Here is a 15,020-nt window from a genome sequence, read left to right on the forward strand (position 1 = left end):
CGGCACCGACAATCTCGTGGGGACGACAGGGAGCGATAGTTGGCCCCGGGAAGCGATAGTTGGCCTCGTTGGTCCGTCTGATTCTGCGCAGGGCGGTGATCTCCCTGGGAGCGACAGATCTGCCCAAATAACGATCCCAAAGTCGCGTCATCAAGCGATCCAGATCGCGGCCTTGGTGATCACCTCTGGATTTCCCGGTCGGAGCCGGTGGCGACGATCCGCAGGGCACATAGCGTCAGGTAGTACCTGTCGTGCGAGCCGAGGCCGAGGTAGGTCTCCAGTGGCGCTTTCTCGAGCAGATCGAGGACGGCGGAGATGTGGCGGGCGTGGGCGGCCTGCCTGACCAGTTCGGCGTTCGCGCCCGAGCGTTGACCGCGGGGCGTACGGAGGAACCTCTCGTAGGCCTCGACCAGACCAGTGATCTCCTGCGGGGTCGGCGGCTCGGGTGCCGGAGGCGCCGCGTCGCGCCGTGGGGCCTTGTTCAGGATCCTCTCGATCTGCGGGGCGACCTGGGGCCGGAGGCGTTCGGGGCAGAGCTCGACGAACCGTGCCGCCCGGTCCGCCTCGTTCCGCCACGCGTGCAGGATAGCGATCTCGCGTGCCAGCCCTGGGGCGTGCAGGCCTTCCGGGTCGCCCGCCCTGACCCGCTCGACCACCTCGCCGGCGAGCAGGAGCAGGTCCTCGAAGGTCGCGGTGTCCGGTGGCGGCCACGCGGGCGGCTCGGCCGGGCGCGGGGTGCCGCCCCGGAAGGATTCGACCAGCTCGTCGAGGGGAGGGGTGGCTCCATCCGCGGCCGCGGGAGCGTTCAGGAAGATCTCCAGGCCGCCCCAGCGCACCGGCCAGGCGAACCGGCGGTCCACCGACCAGGCGAGCAGCGTGTCCAGGTCACGTTCCCGGCCGGCTGGGGCGATCACCAGCCCGGGCTCGAACGCGACTCCCCAGGTGCGCGCGTCCAGCGCGAAAGCGGGGTGGAGCTCGAACTCCAGGCCGAGGTCCTCCCCGTCCTCCTCCAGCGGGTTCGGTCCGGGCGGCTCCCGCAGGAACTGGAACGCGCCGACCACCTCACCGGTCCCGGCCCCGACGAACCGCAGCCCCGGGATCGTCCCGTTCTCCTCGTCGAGCGAGGTGACGATGACCAGCACGTCATCCGCGCCCCACAGCACCCCGTCCGCGTCCTCTGGTACCTCGACCACCCGCAGTCGCTCGGGGCGTTCACCCAGCTCCCAGACCTCGACCCGGCCCTCGTCGGTCAGGCAGGCGGCGCGGCCGCCATCCGGCGACCACGCCCACGAGGTAAGGTCAGGCGTGTCATACCCGGTCGGGCTGAGCGCCAGGTCCAGGTCGTAGTCGTGCTCACCGGTCGCCCTGACGATGCTCACGCCCGGGCGCGCGCCCTCGTCGTTGTTCGCAGGCGTCACGACCGCCAGCCGTCCGGCCGGGCCCCAGGACAGCAGCGCGGCACCCGGGCGGGCGGCGTGCACCGCCACCGGCTCCCCGGTCACCGCATCGCTGATCACCAGCTGACCGTCCCGCTGGTGGGCCAGGTGCCGTTCGTCTGGACTCCAAGCCGGCAGCGGGCCATCGAGATCGTGGGTGGCCCTCAGCCAGACGACCCTGCGCGCGGCGACGTCGATAGAGCATGCCCACCCGGACGACTCGTATCCATAGACCCGTTCGCCGTCCTTCGACCACGCGGACCAATCGAGGGAGAGCGGCTCTCCGCCGAGTACGGCGAGCATCTCGTCGAACAGCGACTCGACCGGCACCAGAGCGGCGACGTCATCGATGTCCGCGACGTCCTCCAGCGAGATGAGCCGGCCTCGCTGCTCCTCCCGGTACCAACCGCCCCACATCATCACGCGTTCGCCGTCGGGCGCGAAGGCGAAGCACGGTCGCGAATCACTCACGTTCACCTGGGCGATCGGCTCGCCCACCGAGCCCTCCTGGCCGCCGAACGATTCCCAGACCCCCACCTGCGACTTGCTGTGCACCACCGCGACCCGGGAAGCGTCGGCCGACCACTGGATCATGTGCCGGTCGCTCTCCCAGCCCACGCCGCCGGGAATCCCGTCGATGACATTGACGCAGCGGCCGGTGGCGACCTCCCAGATCTGCAGCACGCCGCCGTCGTCGAACTCCTCGCCGACCGCGCTCCCGAGCGCCAGGTACCGGCCGCAGGGGCTGAGCGCGTGCGCCAGCACCTGGGCGCGATGCGTGTCGGCATGGCGGAGCAGGGCGCCGTACGCCTTGATCTTCGCAGTCGCGTAGCGGTGCGCCTCGGTGACGCCGTGCGCCCGTTCCAACGCGGTGAGCGCGTCGCGGAGCGGCGGCAGGTCGCGTCCGGGCGTGAACGCGGACCAGTCGGCAGCGCCCAGTATCTCCAGCGCCGCGTCGGGGTCCCCCACCATCTCGGGGAAATTGCCCGCAATGATCATGCCGCCAGACATTAGCGGACGTGGGCGACAGATCATCAGGATTTCACAGGGGCCATCTGCCGCCCCCAGGGCCATCTATCGCCCCTAGACGAGTAAGTCCTAAGTCGGGTTAGTGGTCATAGGCGATCAGTGACCGGGTGACGGGCTGGCCGGTAGCGCGGTTGTGCCAAATAGCGGCGGTCAACGCCAAGATGCGCTGGGCGATGCGCGCGCCGACCCCCTCAGGGCTGCGTCCGCCGTGGAGTTCCAGGTCGAGTTGGCCTTTGAGGGTGTCGTTGACCGATTCGATGAGCTGGCGGATGGGTTTGAGGAGCTGCTCGCCCGGGCGGGGTGTGCGGTTGCGGTAGGACGGCCGCAGCAGCCGCACGCCCCGTTCGGCCAGGTAGTGGTCCAGTTCGGCCGAGACGTAGCCCTTGTCGGCGATGATCAGCAGCCCGGGTCGGGTGGCGAGCAGATGCGGGTCGTGGTCCAAGACGGCCATCAGCACCTGCCGTTCGTCGATCTTCGGGGTGGCCAGGGCCCAGCTGATCGGCAGTCCGGCCGGGGTGCAGACCAGGTGCAGCCGCAGACCCCAAAACCAGCGGGAGTGGGAGCGGCAGTAGCCGTAGCCGGCCCAGCCGGCCAGGTCCGAGCGCTGCGTGGTGGGGCGGGAGCGGCCGCATTCGACCGGGGTGGAGTCGACCACCCAGACCGGGTCGGCCCACAGATCGGTGTCGAGGGCCAGGGCCCGGATGGCGCGCTGGAGCAGGGGCAGGGCCGCGCGGAGCCGTTTGTTGTAGCCGGATTGGCCGGGCAGGTAGGGGAAGGCGCCGGGCAGGTGCCGGGGGACGAACCGCAGCCAGCGGGCCTCGGAGCCGATCCCGAGCAGGACTTGGGCGACCGCTAAGGTCAGCAGTTCGGCGTCGGTCAGCTTGGGTGGGCGGCCGAGGCGGGGCGCTTTGCCGAGCCAGTCGTCGATCTTCACGTACAGTGCGGTGAGAAGGGTGTTGAGGTCTGTCGTCACAAACGGATCATCAACACCCTTCGTCGTTCCCGCAGCCGAAACGACTTAGGACTTACTCGTCTAGCCACATCTGGTGAGGCTCAGATCACCGCCCTGCGCAGAATCAGACGGACCAACGAGGCCAACTATCGCTTCGTGTCTCACCGTCCCCCGACAGGCTCAGCGGTCGAGGCGCAGGCTGCCGACCGGGTGCGGCCCCGCGGTCTCCAGCCGGTACTCCACGCCCGACTTGTCGCGGTTTTCCTGGATCACTCTCTCGGACGGCGCCCGCTCGTCGCCCATGAGCGCCGCCTGCATCTTCTCGAACCGTTCGTGGGCCTCCTGGACGTACCCGGTGCCCAGCGTCGTGTAGTCGATCTGCGTGGCGATCAGGTCGCGCAGGTACTCCTTGTTCGGCTCGAAGGTCACCGGCACCGGCAGCTCGGGCGCCACGACCTCCTCGGGGTCGCGGCCGTCGTTCTTCTTGAACAGCTCGGCCGCCAGCCGCAGGTGCTCCAGCTCCATGTTGAGGTGGAGCTCCCAGATCGCCTTGATACGCGGGTCGGACTCGGTCTCCATGAACGAGTGATACAGGTAGCACTCGTTGTACTCGTGGTTGAGCAGCATCTCCCACCAGCTCTCGCCCGGGTCGACGAGCGACTCGTAGTGGGTGACGTGCTCCTCCTCGATCAGCCCGATCTCCTGGTAGAGCTGGCGGGCGATCGGCTCCATGTACTCGGGGCCGACGTTCATGTAGAAGTTCATGGTCTGCTGCTCGGCAGCCATGATCGTCAGCGCGTGCAGCTTGGAGATCGGGGCCGCGGAGCTCCTGTCGTACGGCTCGCGCACGTTGTCGACCGGATCGCGGTGGTGCAGGTACGTCGGACGCCCCGGCATGACCTCGGTCAGCTGGTCGACGACCTTCTCCGCCTTGCGGTGCTCGATCATCTCGTACAGGTTCGCGTAACGGTAGAGATGGTCGAAGTCCTCCAGCACGCCGAACTCGTAGGCCTGCTGCAGGTAGGGGTCGGGCTCCATGCGGGCCACCCAGGCGGTCAGGTCCACCGCGACCTGCTCGTAGGCCAGCGTGGTCTCCAGCACCGAGGCCAGGCCGGGCAGCAGCCAGTTGACCACCTTCTGCTGCTGGGCCTCGACGTAGCGGACACGGGCCAGCTGCCGCTTGAGCTCCAGGTCGGGGCAGTGCCGGGCGAACTGGTGGCTGAACATGATCCCCTCGACCTCGATGCCGTTCATCGCGATGATGCGGCAGCGCGTGTAGGGGTCGGCGTTGTCCGGGTCGATCGGCGTCACGTTCAACTCGCGCCAGTTGCGCAACTGCCTGTCCAGCGGAATGCCCCGCTCCCGCAACGGATTGAAGGTCATCTGGTCAGCGCTCCCTCGAGCCGCAGTGAGCGACAGGGCTCCTGCCCTGCGCGCCGGTCCTGTTCACCGCCCGCCGCGGGGGGCGCCGTCCATGCGAAGGCGGACGGCGGGCGACCGCACGAGAGCCCTACCCGGCGGCCTGCCCGGCAACCTCCTCGTTGGGCGGGCCCCGGTTGTGGAATGCGTAAAGCCGGGCGTGGCCCCTCGGCGCGCGGGTAGGCACGCCGTACTCGAAAGGAGACCGCTCATGGCCACCCCACAGACGTCCGACGACGACGACGTCATCGACCTGCTGCTGGCTCAGCACGCGCGAATCAGGGACCTGTTCGACGAGGTGGAGCAGGCCTCGGGCACGCGGCGGGCCGAGACCTTCGCCCGCCTGGCCCAGCTGCTCGCCGTCCACGAGAGCGCGGAGGAGGAGATCGTGCACCCGCACGCGCGTGCCGCGATCGACGGCGGCGACGGCATCGTCGACGACCGGCTGGCGGAGGAGGCCGAGGCCAAGCGGCTGCTGGCGGAGATGGACAAGAACGGTCCCGACGCCGCCGACTTCATGGAGCGGCTCACGCTGCTGCGGGACGCCGTGACGGCGCACGCCCGCAGCGAGGAACGGTACGAGTTCCCGCAGCTGCGCGCCCGCACCACCGAGGACGAGCGCAGGAAATTCGGCCTCGCGGTACAGGCGTCCGAGGAGAGCGCCCGCCACCTGGCGGACAGCGACGAGTGACCCGCACCGTCGGACAGAAGCCCTCAGGCGTGACCACGTTGTTACAAGTCTCCTGAATGTCGACATGTCGGGCGGGTACCCGTCTTGCCATGTCCGATCATGTCGAGACGCTCAGCGGACGCTACCGGCTGCTCAGGCCGCTCGGCCAGGGCGGCATGGGCCGAGTGTGGCACGCCCACGACGAACTACTCGCCAGGGACGTCGCGGCGAAGGAGGTCCTGCCCCCGATCGGCCTGGGCGAGAGCGAGATCGAGGTCTTCACGATCAGGACCCTGCGCGAGGCCCGCGCGGCGGCCAGGATCAGCCACCCGAGCGTCGCCGCCGTCTACGACGTGCTGGAGGAGCACGGGCATCCCTGGATCATCATGCAGTTCGTCCCCTCCAGGCCCCTGGGCGACGTGATCGCCGAGCGAGGCGGCCTACCGCCCGAGCGCGTGGCGAGGATCGGCCTGGACGTGCTGCGCGCCCTGCGCGCCGCGCACGCCGTCGGCGTACTGCACCGCGATGTGAAGCCGGACAACGTGCTGCTCGCCCACGACGGCACCGCGGTGCTCACCGACTTCGGACTGGCCGCGCTCGACGAGGACGCCTCGGTCACCAGGTCGGGCATGGTCGTCGGCACCCCCGCCTACATGGCGCCCGAACGCGCCACGGGCGGCCCCTCCCTGCCCGCCTCCGACCTCTGGTCCCTGGGCGCGATGCTCTACGCCGCCGTCGAGGGCGCCTCCCCCTTCCACCGCTCCCACGTCCTGGCCACGCTCGGCGCCGTGGTGCACGACGACCCCCCGCCTTCGGCCAGGACGGGCGCGCTCGCCCCGGTGATCCACGGCCTGCTGCGCAAGGAGCCGTCCGAGCGGCTGGATCTCGACGAGGCGGAGACACTCCTGCGCGCCGCCGCCCAAGAGCCGCCTCTCCACGCCCTCCCTCTTCACACCAGGCCGCTCCAAACCAGGCCGCGCCACGCCACATCTGTCCGCGCCACATCTGTCCACGCCACATCTGTCCACGCCACCGCGCCCATGCCGCCGCCGCCCGCCCGTTCTCGGCCCGCTCCCTCTCGGCCCGCTCCCTCTCGGCCCGCTCCTTTCCGGCCCGCCCCCGCACGGCCGGCTGCTTCGCGGTCGCTTCCCTCCCTGCCCGTGGGCTTCCCGCAGGCTCCCTTCCCGTCCGTGCCCGGCATCCGTCCGCGCGCCAACAGGCTCTTCCCCGTCGCGGTCGCGGCGCTGATCATCGCGGCCCTGGCGGCCTCTCCGCAGAGCGGCGGCCCTTCCCGCCCCTCGCCCGTGGCCGCGCCACCACCCGCGGCCGCTCCCGCGCCCGTGGCCGCTCCCGCCGTACGGCCTGGCTCCCCCGCGCCGCCGCCCGCCGCCACGTCCGAGCGGAAGCGGCAGGACCGCACCATGGCCGCCTCCCCTCGCCGGATCACGATCGCCGTCAGGGACACCGACCGGCAGAAGGCGCACCCCGGCAAGGGCGGCAAGGAACCCAAGCGCGACAAGACCAAGGGCAAGGGACGAGCCGGCCGCTGAGCGCGCGCCATGGCCGAAGGAATCCGCTGCCGCCGCCCCGCCGCTGCGGAGATCGCGGAGCTCGGATACGGGCGCGAGGCACGGCCTGGGCCCGCCGGGGCGCCCGCTGCCGTGCGGTGGCACGTGCAGCGGGCACGGCGGCTACGTCCTCGGCGACCTGACCAGGCGCGGCGTGATCGTCTCGGTCTCCACCGAGTTCCAGGACTCCCCCGGGCACGCCGAGCGTCTCGAAGCGGCGGTCGGCCGCCTGGTCAACCGTGCCCGGTGCGACGGACGGTAAGTGCGGACGCCGCCCGGCGGTCAGGCGCGAGTCAGGCGGTCGGCTTCGCGGCGGCCTTCGCCGTGGCGCCGCGGCGCGCCGGCTTGTCGTTCCCGTTGGCGGAGACGGCCGGAAGGTGCACGATCGAGCCGCGATGATCGCGCTCGTCGGCGTCCGGCTCGTCCAGCCACGCTCCGCCGTCGGCCAGGTAACGGAAACAGATGCTGGTGCCGGCGGGCAGCGCGACCACGGCGGTGTGCATGCCCTGGTCGGTGCGGGTCATGGGGTGGGCGTAGGGGTCCCACTGGTTGAAGTCGCCCACGACCGAGACCGGCCCCGGCAGGTCGGCGGGGAGGGTGAAGGTGAGGCTGACCAGCCCGTCGTCGCTCGGCCTGTCCTGTCTGATCATCGAGAGTCCTCCTGTTGCGTCTGCACGGTGCGCGCGCCTCAGCCGTGTCAGCCACGGTGAGGTACGCCTCCTGCGATTGCAGGGCGCGGCGGTGGAGGGGGCAATGCGCCACGACGCCTGGTAAGGACATCTTGATCCGTGTTTGCCGCTCGCCTTGCCGGGGTGAGCTGGAGCGGGGAGAAGCGGGAGAAGCCGGAGAAGTGGGGGATCAGGCCGGAGCCGGGGAAGCGGTCCTGGCCGGCGGACGGCGGAAGGCACCGCCACTTGCCGTCCGCAGGGTGCGCCGCGGCCCGCTGCCGGCGGGGGCGCCGCGGCCTGCCACCGGCCCCGCTCATTGTTGGGTGCCGGTGCCGCGGCGCCTCATCCGCCCGCAGTCCGTCAGAACTGCGCGTGTGTCGGAGTCCTGCCGCCAGACGACTTGTCGAACACGCCCGTCTCGGCGCGCGGCTCCACTTCCACCTCCCCGCGCATCTCCTCCTCGCGCATCTCCTCCATCCGGAGGGCGACGCCGAGCGCGAACAGGGTCGGCGCCCACTCGCCGACGAAGATCCCCCACCTGTCGGCGCGGTCGAGACCGGCGTTCTCCGACGTCCTGGAGACGGCCCAGGACGCGATGGACAGGCCGATGGACGCGATGGCGCAGGTGTACATGTGGCTGGACTTGATGCCCATCGAGTGAAGCTGCTTGATCATGGTTCCCCCTTTTTGTGGTGCACGTGAAGCGCTACCCCATGACAAAGGCGGCGAACCGTCAGCGGCAACTACCCATCTTCTGGCTTATCCGGACATAAGGGGGCATGGGAGTGGGGCAGTGGCTCGAGAGAGGAAGAGATCATGAAAGCAGTCGTCTGGCATGACGTCGGCAAGATCGCCCTCGACGAGGTTCCCGATCCGCAGGTCCGCGAGCCGGAGGATGCCGTCGTGCGCATCACGGCCAGCGCCGTGTGCGGTACCGACCTGCACTTCGTCCGCGGAACCATGTCCGGCATGCGACCCGGCACAGTGCTGGGCCACGAGGCCGTCGGTGTCGTCGAGGAGCTCGGCCCGCAGGTGCGCAACTTCAGCGTGGGCGACCGGGTCGTGGTGTGCTCCACCATCGGCTGCGGGCGATGCGTGTACTGCAGGGCCGGGTACTACTCCCAGTGCGACGTCGCCAATCCCAACGGCCCCGCCGCCGGCACGGCCTTCTTCGGCGGACCGCAGTCCACCGGCCCCTTCGACGGGCTGCAGGCCCAGTACGCCCGCATCCCCTACGCCCACACCGGGATGGTCGCCGTCCCGCCGGGCGTCAGCGACGAGCAAGCGCTCATGGTCAGCGACATCTTCCCCACCGCCTGGTTCGGCGCGCGCCTGGCCGAGGTGGGCAACGGCGACGTGGTCGTGGTGCTGGGCGCCGGCCCCGTCGGGCAGCTGGCCGCGCTGTCGGCCCGCATGCAGGGCGCGGGCCGGGTCCTCATCGTCGACGGCAACGCCGACCGGCTGGAGACCGCGCGCCTGCAGAACGCCGAGACCATCGACTTCAACGCCGAGGACCCCGTGCAGACGGTCAAGGACCTCACCGGCGGCATCGGCGCCGATCGCGTCATCGACGCCGTCGGCATCGACGCCCAGAGGCCCTCGGCAGGACCCGCCGCCGACATCGACGAGCAGACGCGCCGGCGCTTCGAGCAGGAACAGCGGGAGGTCGCTCCGCGCAGCGACGCCCACGACGGCACCTGGGTGCCGGGCGACGCGCCCAGCCAGGCGCTGCGCTGGGCGGTGGAGATGGCCGACAAGGCGGGCACGATCGGCATCGTCGGGGTCTACCCGCCGGGCTTCGGCGGCTTCCCTCTGGGTGAGGCGATGAACCGCAACCTCACCATCAAGGCGGGCAACTGCAACCACCGCCGCTACGTTCCGGGACTCCTCAGCAAGATCGCCTCAGGCGCGGCCGATCCGACGACGGTGGTGACCCAGCAGGAGGATCTGCCGCATGTGATCGACGCCTACCAGGCCTTCGACCGCAGGGAACCCGGCTGGACCAAGGTCGTCCTCGAACTGGGGTGACCGGCCCGGCCTGCCCAGATCTCCTCGGTTTCTCCTGGCTGCGCCCGTGACCGCGCGTAAGCTGGGCGAGTGCGGTGCTTTACCGCGCCACGGAGGAGGGCTGGTGACGATGACTGTTCTCTCGGTCGACGTGCGCTTCCACCCCGCCCACCCGGTCGTGCACCTGGTCGGCGAGCTGGACATCATGTCATCTCCGGTACTGCAGGACGCGATCGACTCCGCGCTCGCCGACCATCCCGCGATAGTCGAGCTCGACACCGCCGAACTGACGTTCTGCGACTCCCAGGGGTTGCGGGCGCTGTTGCTGGCGCAGCGGGCGGTCACGGGCGCGGGCGCCGTCCTTCACCTGACGCATGTCCACGGCCCGTTCCGGCGCGTGCTGGAGATCACCCAGCTCGACAAGGCGTTCGTCATCGACTTAACCCCCGCCTGACCGTGGTCGGTCCCGCCCCGCGGCCCGTACGAGACTCCTCGCCACGCCGATCACCTCGGCGGTCGGCGTCACGCACGCAGCCCGGCTTCGACGACCCGACCCGGCCTGGGTCGACGGAAGAACGTCGGGTGGATCGGTGCCGGGCGCCCGCCAGCGCGTCACGGGACCAGGACGACCTTGCCCGTCGTGGCCCTGGTTTCGAGGGCGGCGTGGGCGGCGGGCCCCGCCTAGTCCACCGGACCGAAGCGCCCCCCGAGGAACTCGGACGATCGGGGTGCGCGCCGCTGGCACCGCGCTCATGTACCCCTGAGGCACTCCGGTCCAAGCCTCAGTAGGCCGTGACCCGGTCGGGTTCCGGGGCAGGTTCGGTCGCACGGTCCTGCGGGTGGCCGCCCGCGGTGGGCCGCGGGCGGATCGGCCACCACATGGCCCGGCCGAGGAGTGCGGCAAGGGCGGGGACCAGCACCAGCGACACGACGAGCGCGGAGAGCATGATGCCGAGCGTCATCGCGAAGGCGATCTGCTCGTTGCCCGGGGACGCGCCGAGGCTGGCGAAGGAGGCGGCCAGTACCAGGCCGGCCGTCGCGATGGCCGGTGTCGTGTGCCGTACGGCGCGGGCCACGGCGGCGCGGGCCGGACCCGGTCGCTGCATCTCCTCCCGGATCCGGTCGGTGATCAGGATGTTGTAGTCGGTGCCCAGGGCCACGACGAACAGGAACAGCACCAGCGGGAGGGTGAAGCTGACGCCCGGCTTGCCGAGGGCGTGCTGGAACAGCAGGGTGGCGGCGCCTAGCGTGGCGGCGAAGCCGAGCCCGACGGAGAGCATGAGGATCACCGGTGCGAGCAGGCTGCGCAGGAGCAGCAGGAGGATCAGCGCGATCAGCGCGGCCGCGACCGGGAACACTATCGTGAGGTCGTGGTCGACGGCGGTCGAAATGTCGGCGATGATCGCCGGCGTCCCGCCCACGTGTGCCGTCGTCCCGGCGGGCGTGTGCTGGGCGACCGCGGCCCGGATCGGTCCGGAGGCCAGGTCGCGGGCCTGCTGGCTCTGCGGGTCCGCGGTCGGGTAGAGGTCGATCCTGGCGGCACGGTGGTCCTTGCTCAGGACGGTCCTTGCGACCTGGCCCACGCCCTTGACCTGGGTGAGCGCACGTGAGAGACCGTCGAGCCTGCCGGTTGTGAGGGTGCCGCGGTCCGTGGAGGTGACGAAGACGCTCGTCGGGTCCGACACGCCGGCCGGCAGCGTGCGGGAGATCTCGGCCGCGGTGGCTGTAGCGGGGGTCTGGGCACTGGGGTTGCCCTGGCCGTAGTCCATGCGGATGCCGATCAACCCGGCGGCCAGCGCGGCAAGCAGGGCGACGGAGGCGGTGAGCATCATCAGCGGTCGTCGCGTGACCAGCGCGCCCAGGCGGGCGGCGCGGCCCTCGCGCGCCTCGCGGCGTAGGGCCGCCCGGGAGGGCCAGAACATCTTGCGCCCGGTGGCCGCGAGCAGCGCCGGCAGCAGGGTGAGGCTGCCGAGCAGCATCACCAGGACCGCGACGGCGATCGCGGGGCCCATCGAGCGGAACTGCCCGAAGGTCGCCAGGCCCAGCGTGGCGAACGCGGCCACGATGGTCATCGCCGCCGAGGTGATCGCGGTGCCCACCCGGCCGGAGACCTGCGCGGCCACCTCGCGGGCGGACTGCTCGGGCCTGGCCCGCAGGTGCTCGCGGAAGCGGAACAGCAGGAACAGCAGATAGTCGATGCCGATGCCGAACAGGACCACGTTGATCAGCCCCGGAGTGCTCGCGTCGAGCTTGAGCCCGGTGAGCATCGCGGCACCCGCGACGGCTCCCGCAGCCACGGAGCCGATCACGGCGACCGCGAGCAGCGGCAGCAGGGCCGCCAGCACGCTGCGAAACACCAGCACGTTGAGCAGGATGATGAGCCCCATGATGAGGCCGCTGCCGACCGTCGTGGCGGTCTTGCGGGAATCGACGGTGTCGACGGTGTCGGCGAGAGCCCCGGTGAAACCGGTGCGCATCCCCGCCTCGGAGAACTGCGTCCGGGCGGCCTCCCGGAAGGTCCGGTAGACGCCCTGGACCCCCTTGTCCGCACGATTCCCGATCAGCTCGACGGAGAGCAGTTCGAAACTCCGGTCGGGCGCCGTCATCGCCGGGGCGATCCGGGGCGTCTGGGAGCGGTCCGGGATCAGGAACTGCTGCGGGCCGTCGTCTTCCCTGGGCATGATCACCCGGCGCTTGCCCAGCTTCGCCGCCTCGGTCTCGACCCGCTTCTGATCGGCGGCGCTGAGAGCCTTGCCGTCGGACCGCGCGACGAGCACCGTCACCGTGGTGGCGTCGGGGTTCACCCCGAACCGTTCCTTGGCGATGTGCAGCGCGGCAGCCGAGTCGTAGCTCCGGGGCAGGAAGTCCCCGGCCTGGTTCTGGGTGACGCGGTCGAACAGCGTCGGGGTCAGGGCGCTCAGTGCGACACCCAGCACCGCCCAGAGAGCGATGACCTTCCACGGGTGTCTGGTGGAGTATCCGGTCAGGGCGCGGATCACGATGTCCTCCGGCGGACGGACTTGAATGCGGATGTCTGCCGGGGGCTCCCGGCAGACATCCAGACCATCAGTCCGAGAGGCGGCAAACCTCCTGGCAGCGGATGATCCGGACCGGGGCCCTGGGGCCTTCCCCCGGCTCGCGACCAGGACCCTGCTCCTGGTCCTGGTCCGGCGACCACCGTCGCCGGTGCTGGCACCGCGGCTGCTGTGCAACCCTGTTCCGGGGGCCAGGAGGCCTGATACAGGGGGAACAGACATGCCCAGGAGCCGACACGTCGGGCCTGGCGATGCCCGGGAGCTGCCGCACATCGACAGCGCCGAGCCGCCGTGGACCCGTAACGACGCACTCGTGACCGGCGGGGCCTGCGTGATGAACCTGCTCAGCTACGTGTTCTTCAACGCCCCCGACGGCCGGCACGCCGTGAGCGTGGCCGGGTTCCTCTTCGTCGCGCTGGCAGCCCTGCCGCTGCTCGCCCGGCGCCGCCACCCGGTGGCGGCGCTCACCGCTGTCCTGGTACTCGATTCGACGGCCACCCTGATCGTGCCGCTGCCCAGGCACTTCGGTGCCGTCCTGGTGGTCGCCCTGTACTCGGTCGCCAGGGCCTGCCCCGGCCGGGTGACGGCGGTCGCGTCCGCCGCAACGGTATCGCTGACGCTGCTGAGCCAGAGCAACGGCCGCATCCCGCCCTGGCAGGACGCCGTTACCTCACCCCTCACCACCCTGATCGTCGTCGGCACCGCCATGGCGGTCAATCGCTGGCAGCGAGAGGTGGCGGCCAACCGCAGACTCCTTGCCGACCGTGCGGTGGCCGACGAACGCCGCCGCATCGCACGGGAGTTGCACGACATCGTGGCCCACCACATCACCACCATGCAGCTGATGGCCGGCGGAGCCCGGGCCAACATCGCCGAACCGGAGGTGGTCCGGGACGCCCTGGTCACCCTGGAGGCCTCCGGGCGGCTTGCGCTGCGCGAGATGCGCCAGCTCCTCGACGTGCTGCGGGACGGCGACGAACCGGAGGCCGCGCCGTCACAGCCCCAGCCAGGCGCCGACGACCTCGGCCGCCTGGTGGCCGAGTCCCGCCTTGCCGGACTGCCGACCGAGTTCAGCGTCCACGGGCCGCAGCGCCCGTTGCCGCCGACCGTCGGCCTCACGGTGTTCAGAATCGCCCAGGAGGCCCTCACCAACGCCCGCAAGTACGCGGGGCCCGCCCGCGCGTCCGTACAGCTGACGTACCGTCAGGATCGGGTCACCGTCGAGGTGCGGGACGACGGCGGGGGCACACCGCCGCAGGAGGGGGCGCCGACGGTGGGCTCCGGCGGATACGGCCTGATCGGCATGCGCGAGCGCGTCGCCCTGCACGGCGGCACTCTCACCGCCGGCCCGCAGGCCGACGGGGGGTTCGCCGTGGTTGCCGACCTGCCGCTGACCGCGGACGAGGCGGCCGAGGCAGCCGTCCAGCACGAGGGGGCACGCCGATGATCGGGACCGGGCCGACGACGACGCCGCCGCCGCCGAGGATCAGGGTGCTGATCGTGGACGACCAACTGCTGGTCCGGCGCGGCCTGTCGCTGATCCTCTCTCCCAACCCGTCCTTCGAGGTGGTGGGAGAGGCCGAGAACGGCGCGCAGGCCGTCACCCTCGCCTGCCGGCTGCGCCCCGACGTCGTGGTGATGGACATCCGGATGCCCGTCCTCGACGGGGTCGGCGCGACCAGGGAACTCGCCGCCACCATGCCCGGCTGCCGGGTCCTGGCCCTCAGCACCTTCGACATGGACGAATACCTCGTGGGCGCCCTGCGCGCCGGAGCCTACGGGTTCCTGCCCAAGGACAGCTCCCCTGAGGACCTGAGCGCGGCGATCCGCACCGTCCACGCCGGCGATGCCGCCGTCGCGCCGCGCCTGCTCACCCGGCTGATCTCCACCTATGTACGGGCACCCCACGGTACGCGGCCGACCCCCACGGGCCTGGGCGAACTCACGCCCCGCGAGGTCGAGGTGTGGCGTCTGATGGCCACCGGCCTCGACAACACTGAGATCTCCCGCGTCCTCGACATCAGTCTCTCCACCGTCAAGAACTACATCACCAGCATCTTCGACAAGCTCTCCGTCCGCGACCGCGCCCAGGCGGTCATCGTGGCCTACGAATCGGGCCTGGTCACTGCCCGTGTGGCAGCCGGGGACCCGTCCGGCGGCGGGCACACCGGATAGCCGGGGGACCGGTGCGCTCACTTCCCGCACAGGGTGGTGTCGAGCAGGGCCAGGACACCGG

General features: G+C 71.0%; 12 protein-coding genes. 6 read left to right on the forward strand and 6 right to left on the reverse strand.

What is annotated here, in order from left to right; all coding sequences use genetic code 11:
- Positions 1–179: 179 nt before the first annotated feature.
- The 3 genes from H4W81_RS15375 to H4W81_RS15385 all read right to left on the reverse strand — a co-directional run bounded on the left by H4W81_RS15375 (position 180) and on the right by H4W81_RS15385 (position 4,800).
- Positions 180–2,435, reverse strand: coding sequence for a WD40 repeat domain-containing protein (locus tag H4W81_RS15375; protein ID WP_192775433.1), 2,256 nt, complete (start codon positions 2,433–2,435; stop codon positions 180–182).
- 109 nt (positions 2,436–2,544) lie between these two features.
- On the reverse strand, positions 2,545–3,438 hold the full coding sequence (locus H4W81_RS15380) for an IS982 family transposase (protein WP_192773486.1): 894 nt from the start codon (positions 3,436–3,438) through the stop codon (positions 2,545–2,547).
- A gap of 159 nt (positions 3,439–3,597) precedes the next feature.
- Complete coding sequence (locus H4W81_RS15385; RefSeq protein ID WP_192775434.1) at positions 3,598–4,800, reverse strand: hypothetical protein; 1,203 nt, start codon at positions 4,798–4,800, stop codon at positions 3,598–3,600.
- Positions 4,801–5,047: 247 nt separating this feature from the next.
- Here H4W81_RS15385 and H4W81_RS15390 point away from each other — a divergent pair, with 247 nt between their 5' ends.
- Positions 5,048–5,527 carry a hemerythrin domain-containing protein gene (locus H4W81_RS15390; RefSeq protein ID WP_192775435.1) on the forward strand — a complete coding sequence of 160 codons (480 nt, stop codon included), beginning with the start codon at positions 5,048–5,050 and terminating at the stop codon, positions 5,525–5,527.
- An 89-nt stretch (positions 5,528–5,616) separates the two neighbouring features.
- Positions 5,617–7,056, forward strand: a complete 1,440-nt coding sequence (locus H4W81_RS15395; protein WP_192775436.1) for a serine/threonine-protein kinase — start codon at positions 5,617–5,619, stop codon at positions 7,054–7,056.
- Positions 7,057–7,367: 311 nt separating this feature from the next.
- Here H4W81_RS15395 and H4W81_RS15400 read toward each other — a convergent pair whose 3' ends face one another.
- Both H4W81_RS15400 and H4W81_RS15405 read right to left on the reverse strand, forming a co-directional pair.
- The gene (locus tag H4W81_RS15400) at positions 7,368–7,724 is read right to left on the reverse strand and encodes an isoamylase early set domain-containing protein (protein ID WP_192775437.1); all 357 of its coding nucleotides are present in this window, start codon (positions 7,722–7,724) and stop codon (positions 7,368–7,370) included.
- A 378-nt stretch (positions 7,725–8,102) separates the two neighbouring features.
- Entirely contained in the window at positions 8,103–8,417 is a 315-nt protein-coding gene (locus tag H4W81_RS15405; protein ID WP_225958638.1) for a hypothetical protein, read from the reverse strand.
- Between the two features lie 141 nt (positions 8,418–8,558).
- On the opposite strand from H4W81_RS15405, the gene H4W81_RS15410 reads away from it, so the two are divergent.
- Entirely contained in the window at positions 8,559–9,770 is a 1,212-nt protein-coding gene (locus H4W81_RS15410) for a zinc-dependent alcohol dehydrogenase (RefSeq protein ID WP_192775438.1), read from the forward strand.
- 109 nt (positions 9,771–9,879) lie between these two features.
- Positions 9,880–10,203, forward strand: a complete 324-nt coding sequence (locus tag H4W81_RS15415) for an STAS domain-containing protein (protein WP_225959713.1) — start codon at positions 9,880–9,882, stop codon at positions 10,201–10,203.
- 328 nt (positions 10,204–10,531) lie between these two features.
- On the opposite strand, the gene H4W81_RS15420 is transcribed toward H4W81_RS15415, so the two are convergent.
- Positions 10,532–12,748: an MMPL family transporter gene (locus tag H4W81_RS15420; RefSeq protein WP_192775440.1), complete on the reverse strand. Its 2,217-nt coding sequence runs from the start codon at positions 12,746–12,748 to the stop codon at positions 10,532–10,534.
- Positions 12,749–13,004: 256 nt separating this feature from the next.
- Here H4W81_RS15420 and H4W81_RS15425 point away from each other — a divergent pair, with 256 nt between their 5' ends.
- Positions 13,005–14,231 (forward strand): sensor histidine kinase, encoded by a 1,227-nt coding sequence (locus H4W81_RS15425; RefSeq protein WP_192775441.1) that lies wholly within the window; start codon positions 13,005–13,007, stop codon positions 14,229–14,231.
- A complete protein-coding gene (locus H4W81_RS15430) occupies positions 14,228–14,959 on the forward strand; it encodes a response regulator (protein ID WP_192775442.1) in 732 nt (243 codons plus the stop codon). The genes H4W81_RS15425 and H4W81_RS15430 overlap by 4 nt, the downstream gene beginning before the upstream one ends.
- Positions 14,960–15,020: the final 61 nt, after the last annotated feature.

This window comes from Nonomuraea africana (assembly GCF_014873535.1).
GTDB classification, from domain to species: Bacteria; Actinomycetota; Actinomycetes; order Streptosporangiales; family Streptosporangiaceae; genus Nonomuraea; species Nonomuraea africana.

Excerpts from the sequence above, each read along its gene's own strand:
- H4W81_RS15375 (WP_192775433.1), bottom strand. The coding sequence starts at position 2,435 with ATGATCATTGCGGGCAATTTCCCCGAGATGGTGGGGGACCCCGACGCG.
- H4W81_RS15385 (WP_192775434.1), bottom strand. The coding sequence starts at position 4,800 with ATGACCTTCAATCCGTTGCGGGAGCGGGGCATTCCGCTGGACAGGCAG.
- H4W81_RS15390 (WP_192775435.1), top strand. The coding sequence starts at position 5,048 with ATGGCCACCCCACAGACGTCCGACGACGACGACGTCATCGACCTGCTG.
- H4W81_RS15395 (WP_192775436.1), top strand. The coding sequence starts at position 5,617 with ATGTCCGATCATGTCGAGACGCTCAGCGGACGCTACCGGCTGCTCAGG.
- H4W81_RS15400 (WP_192775437.1), bottom strand. The coding sequence starts at position 7,724 with ATGATCAGACAGGACAGGCCGAGCGACGACGGGCTGGTCAGCCTCACC.
- H4W81_RS15405 (WP_225958638.1), bottom strand. The coding sequence starts at position 8,417 with ATGATCAAGCAGCTTCACTCGATGGGCATCAAGTCCAGCCACATGTAC.
- H4W81_RS15410 (WP_192775438.1), top strand. The coding sequence starts at position 8,559 with ATGAAAGCAGTCGTCTGGCATGACGTCGGCAAGATCGCCCTCGACGAG.
- H4W81_RS15415 (WP_225959713.1), top strand. The coding sequence starts at position 9,880 with ATGACTGTTCTCTCGGTCGACGTGCGCTTCCACCCCGCCCACCCGGTC.
- H4W81_RS15425 (WP_192775441.1), top strand. The coding sequence starts at position 13,005 with ATGCCCAGGAGCCGACACGTCGGGCCTGGCGATGCCCGGGAGCTGCCG.
- H4W81_RS15430 (WP_192775442.1), top strand. The coding sequence starts at position 14,228 with ATGATCGGGACCGGGCCGACGACGACGCCGCCGCCGCCGAGGATCAGG.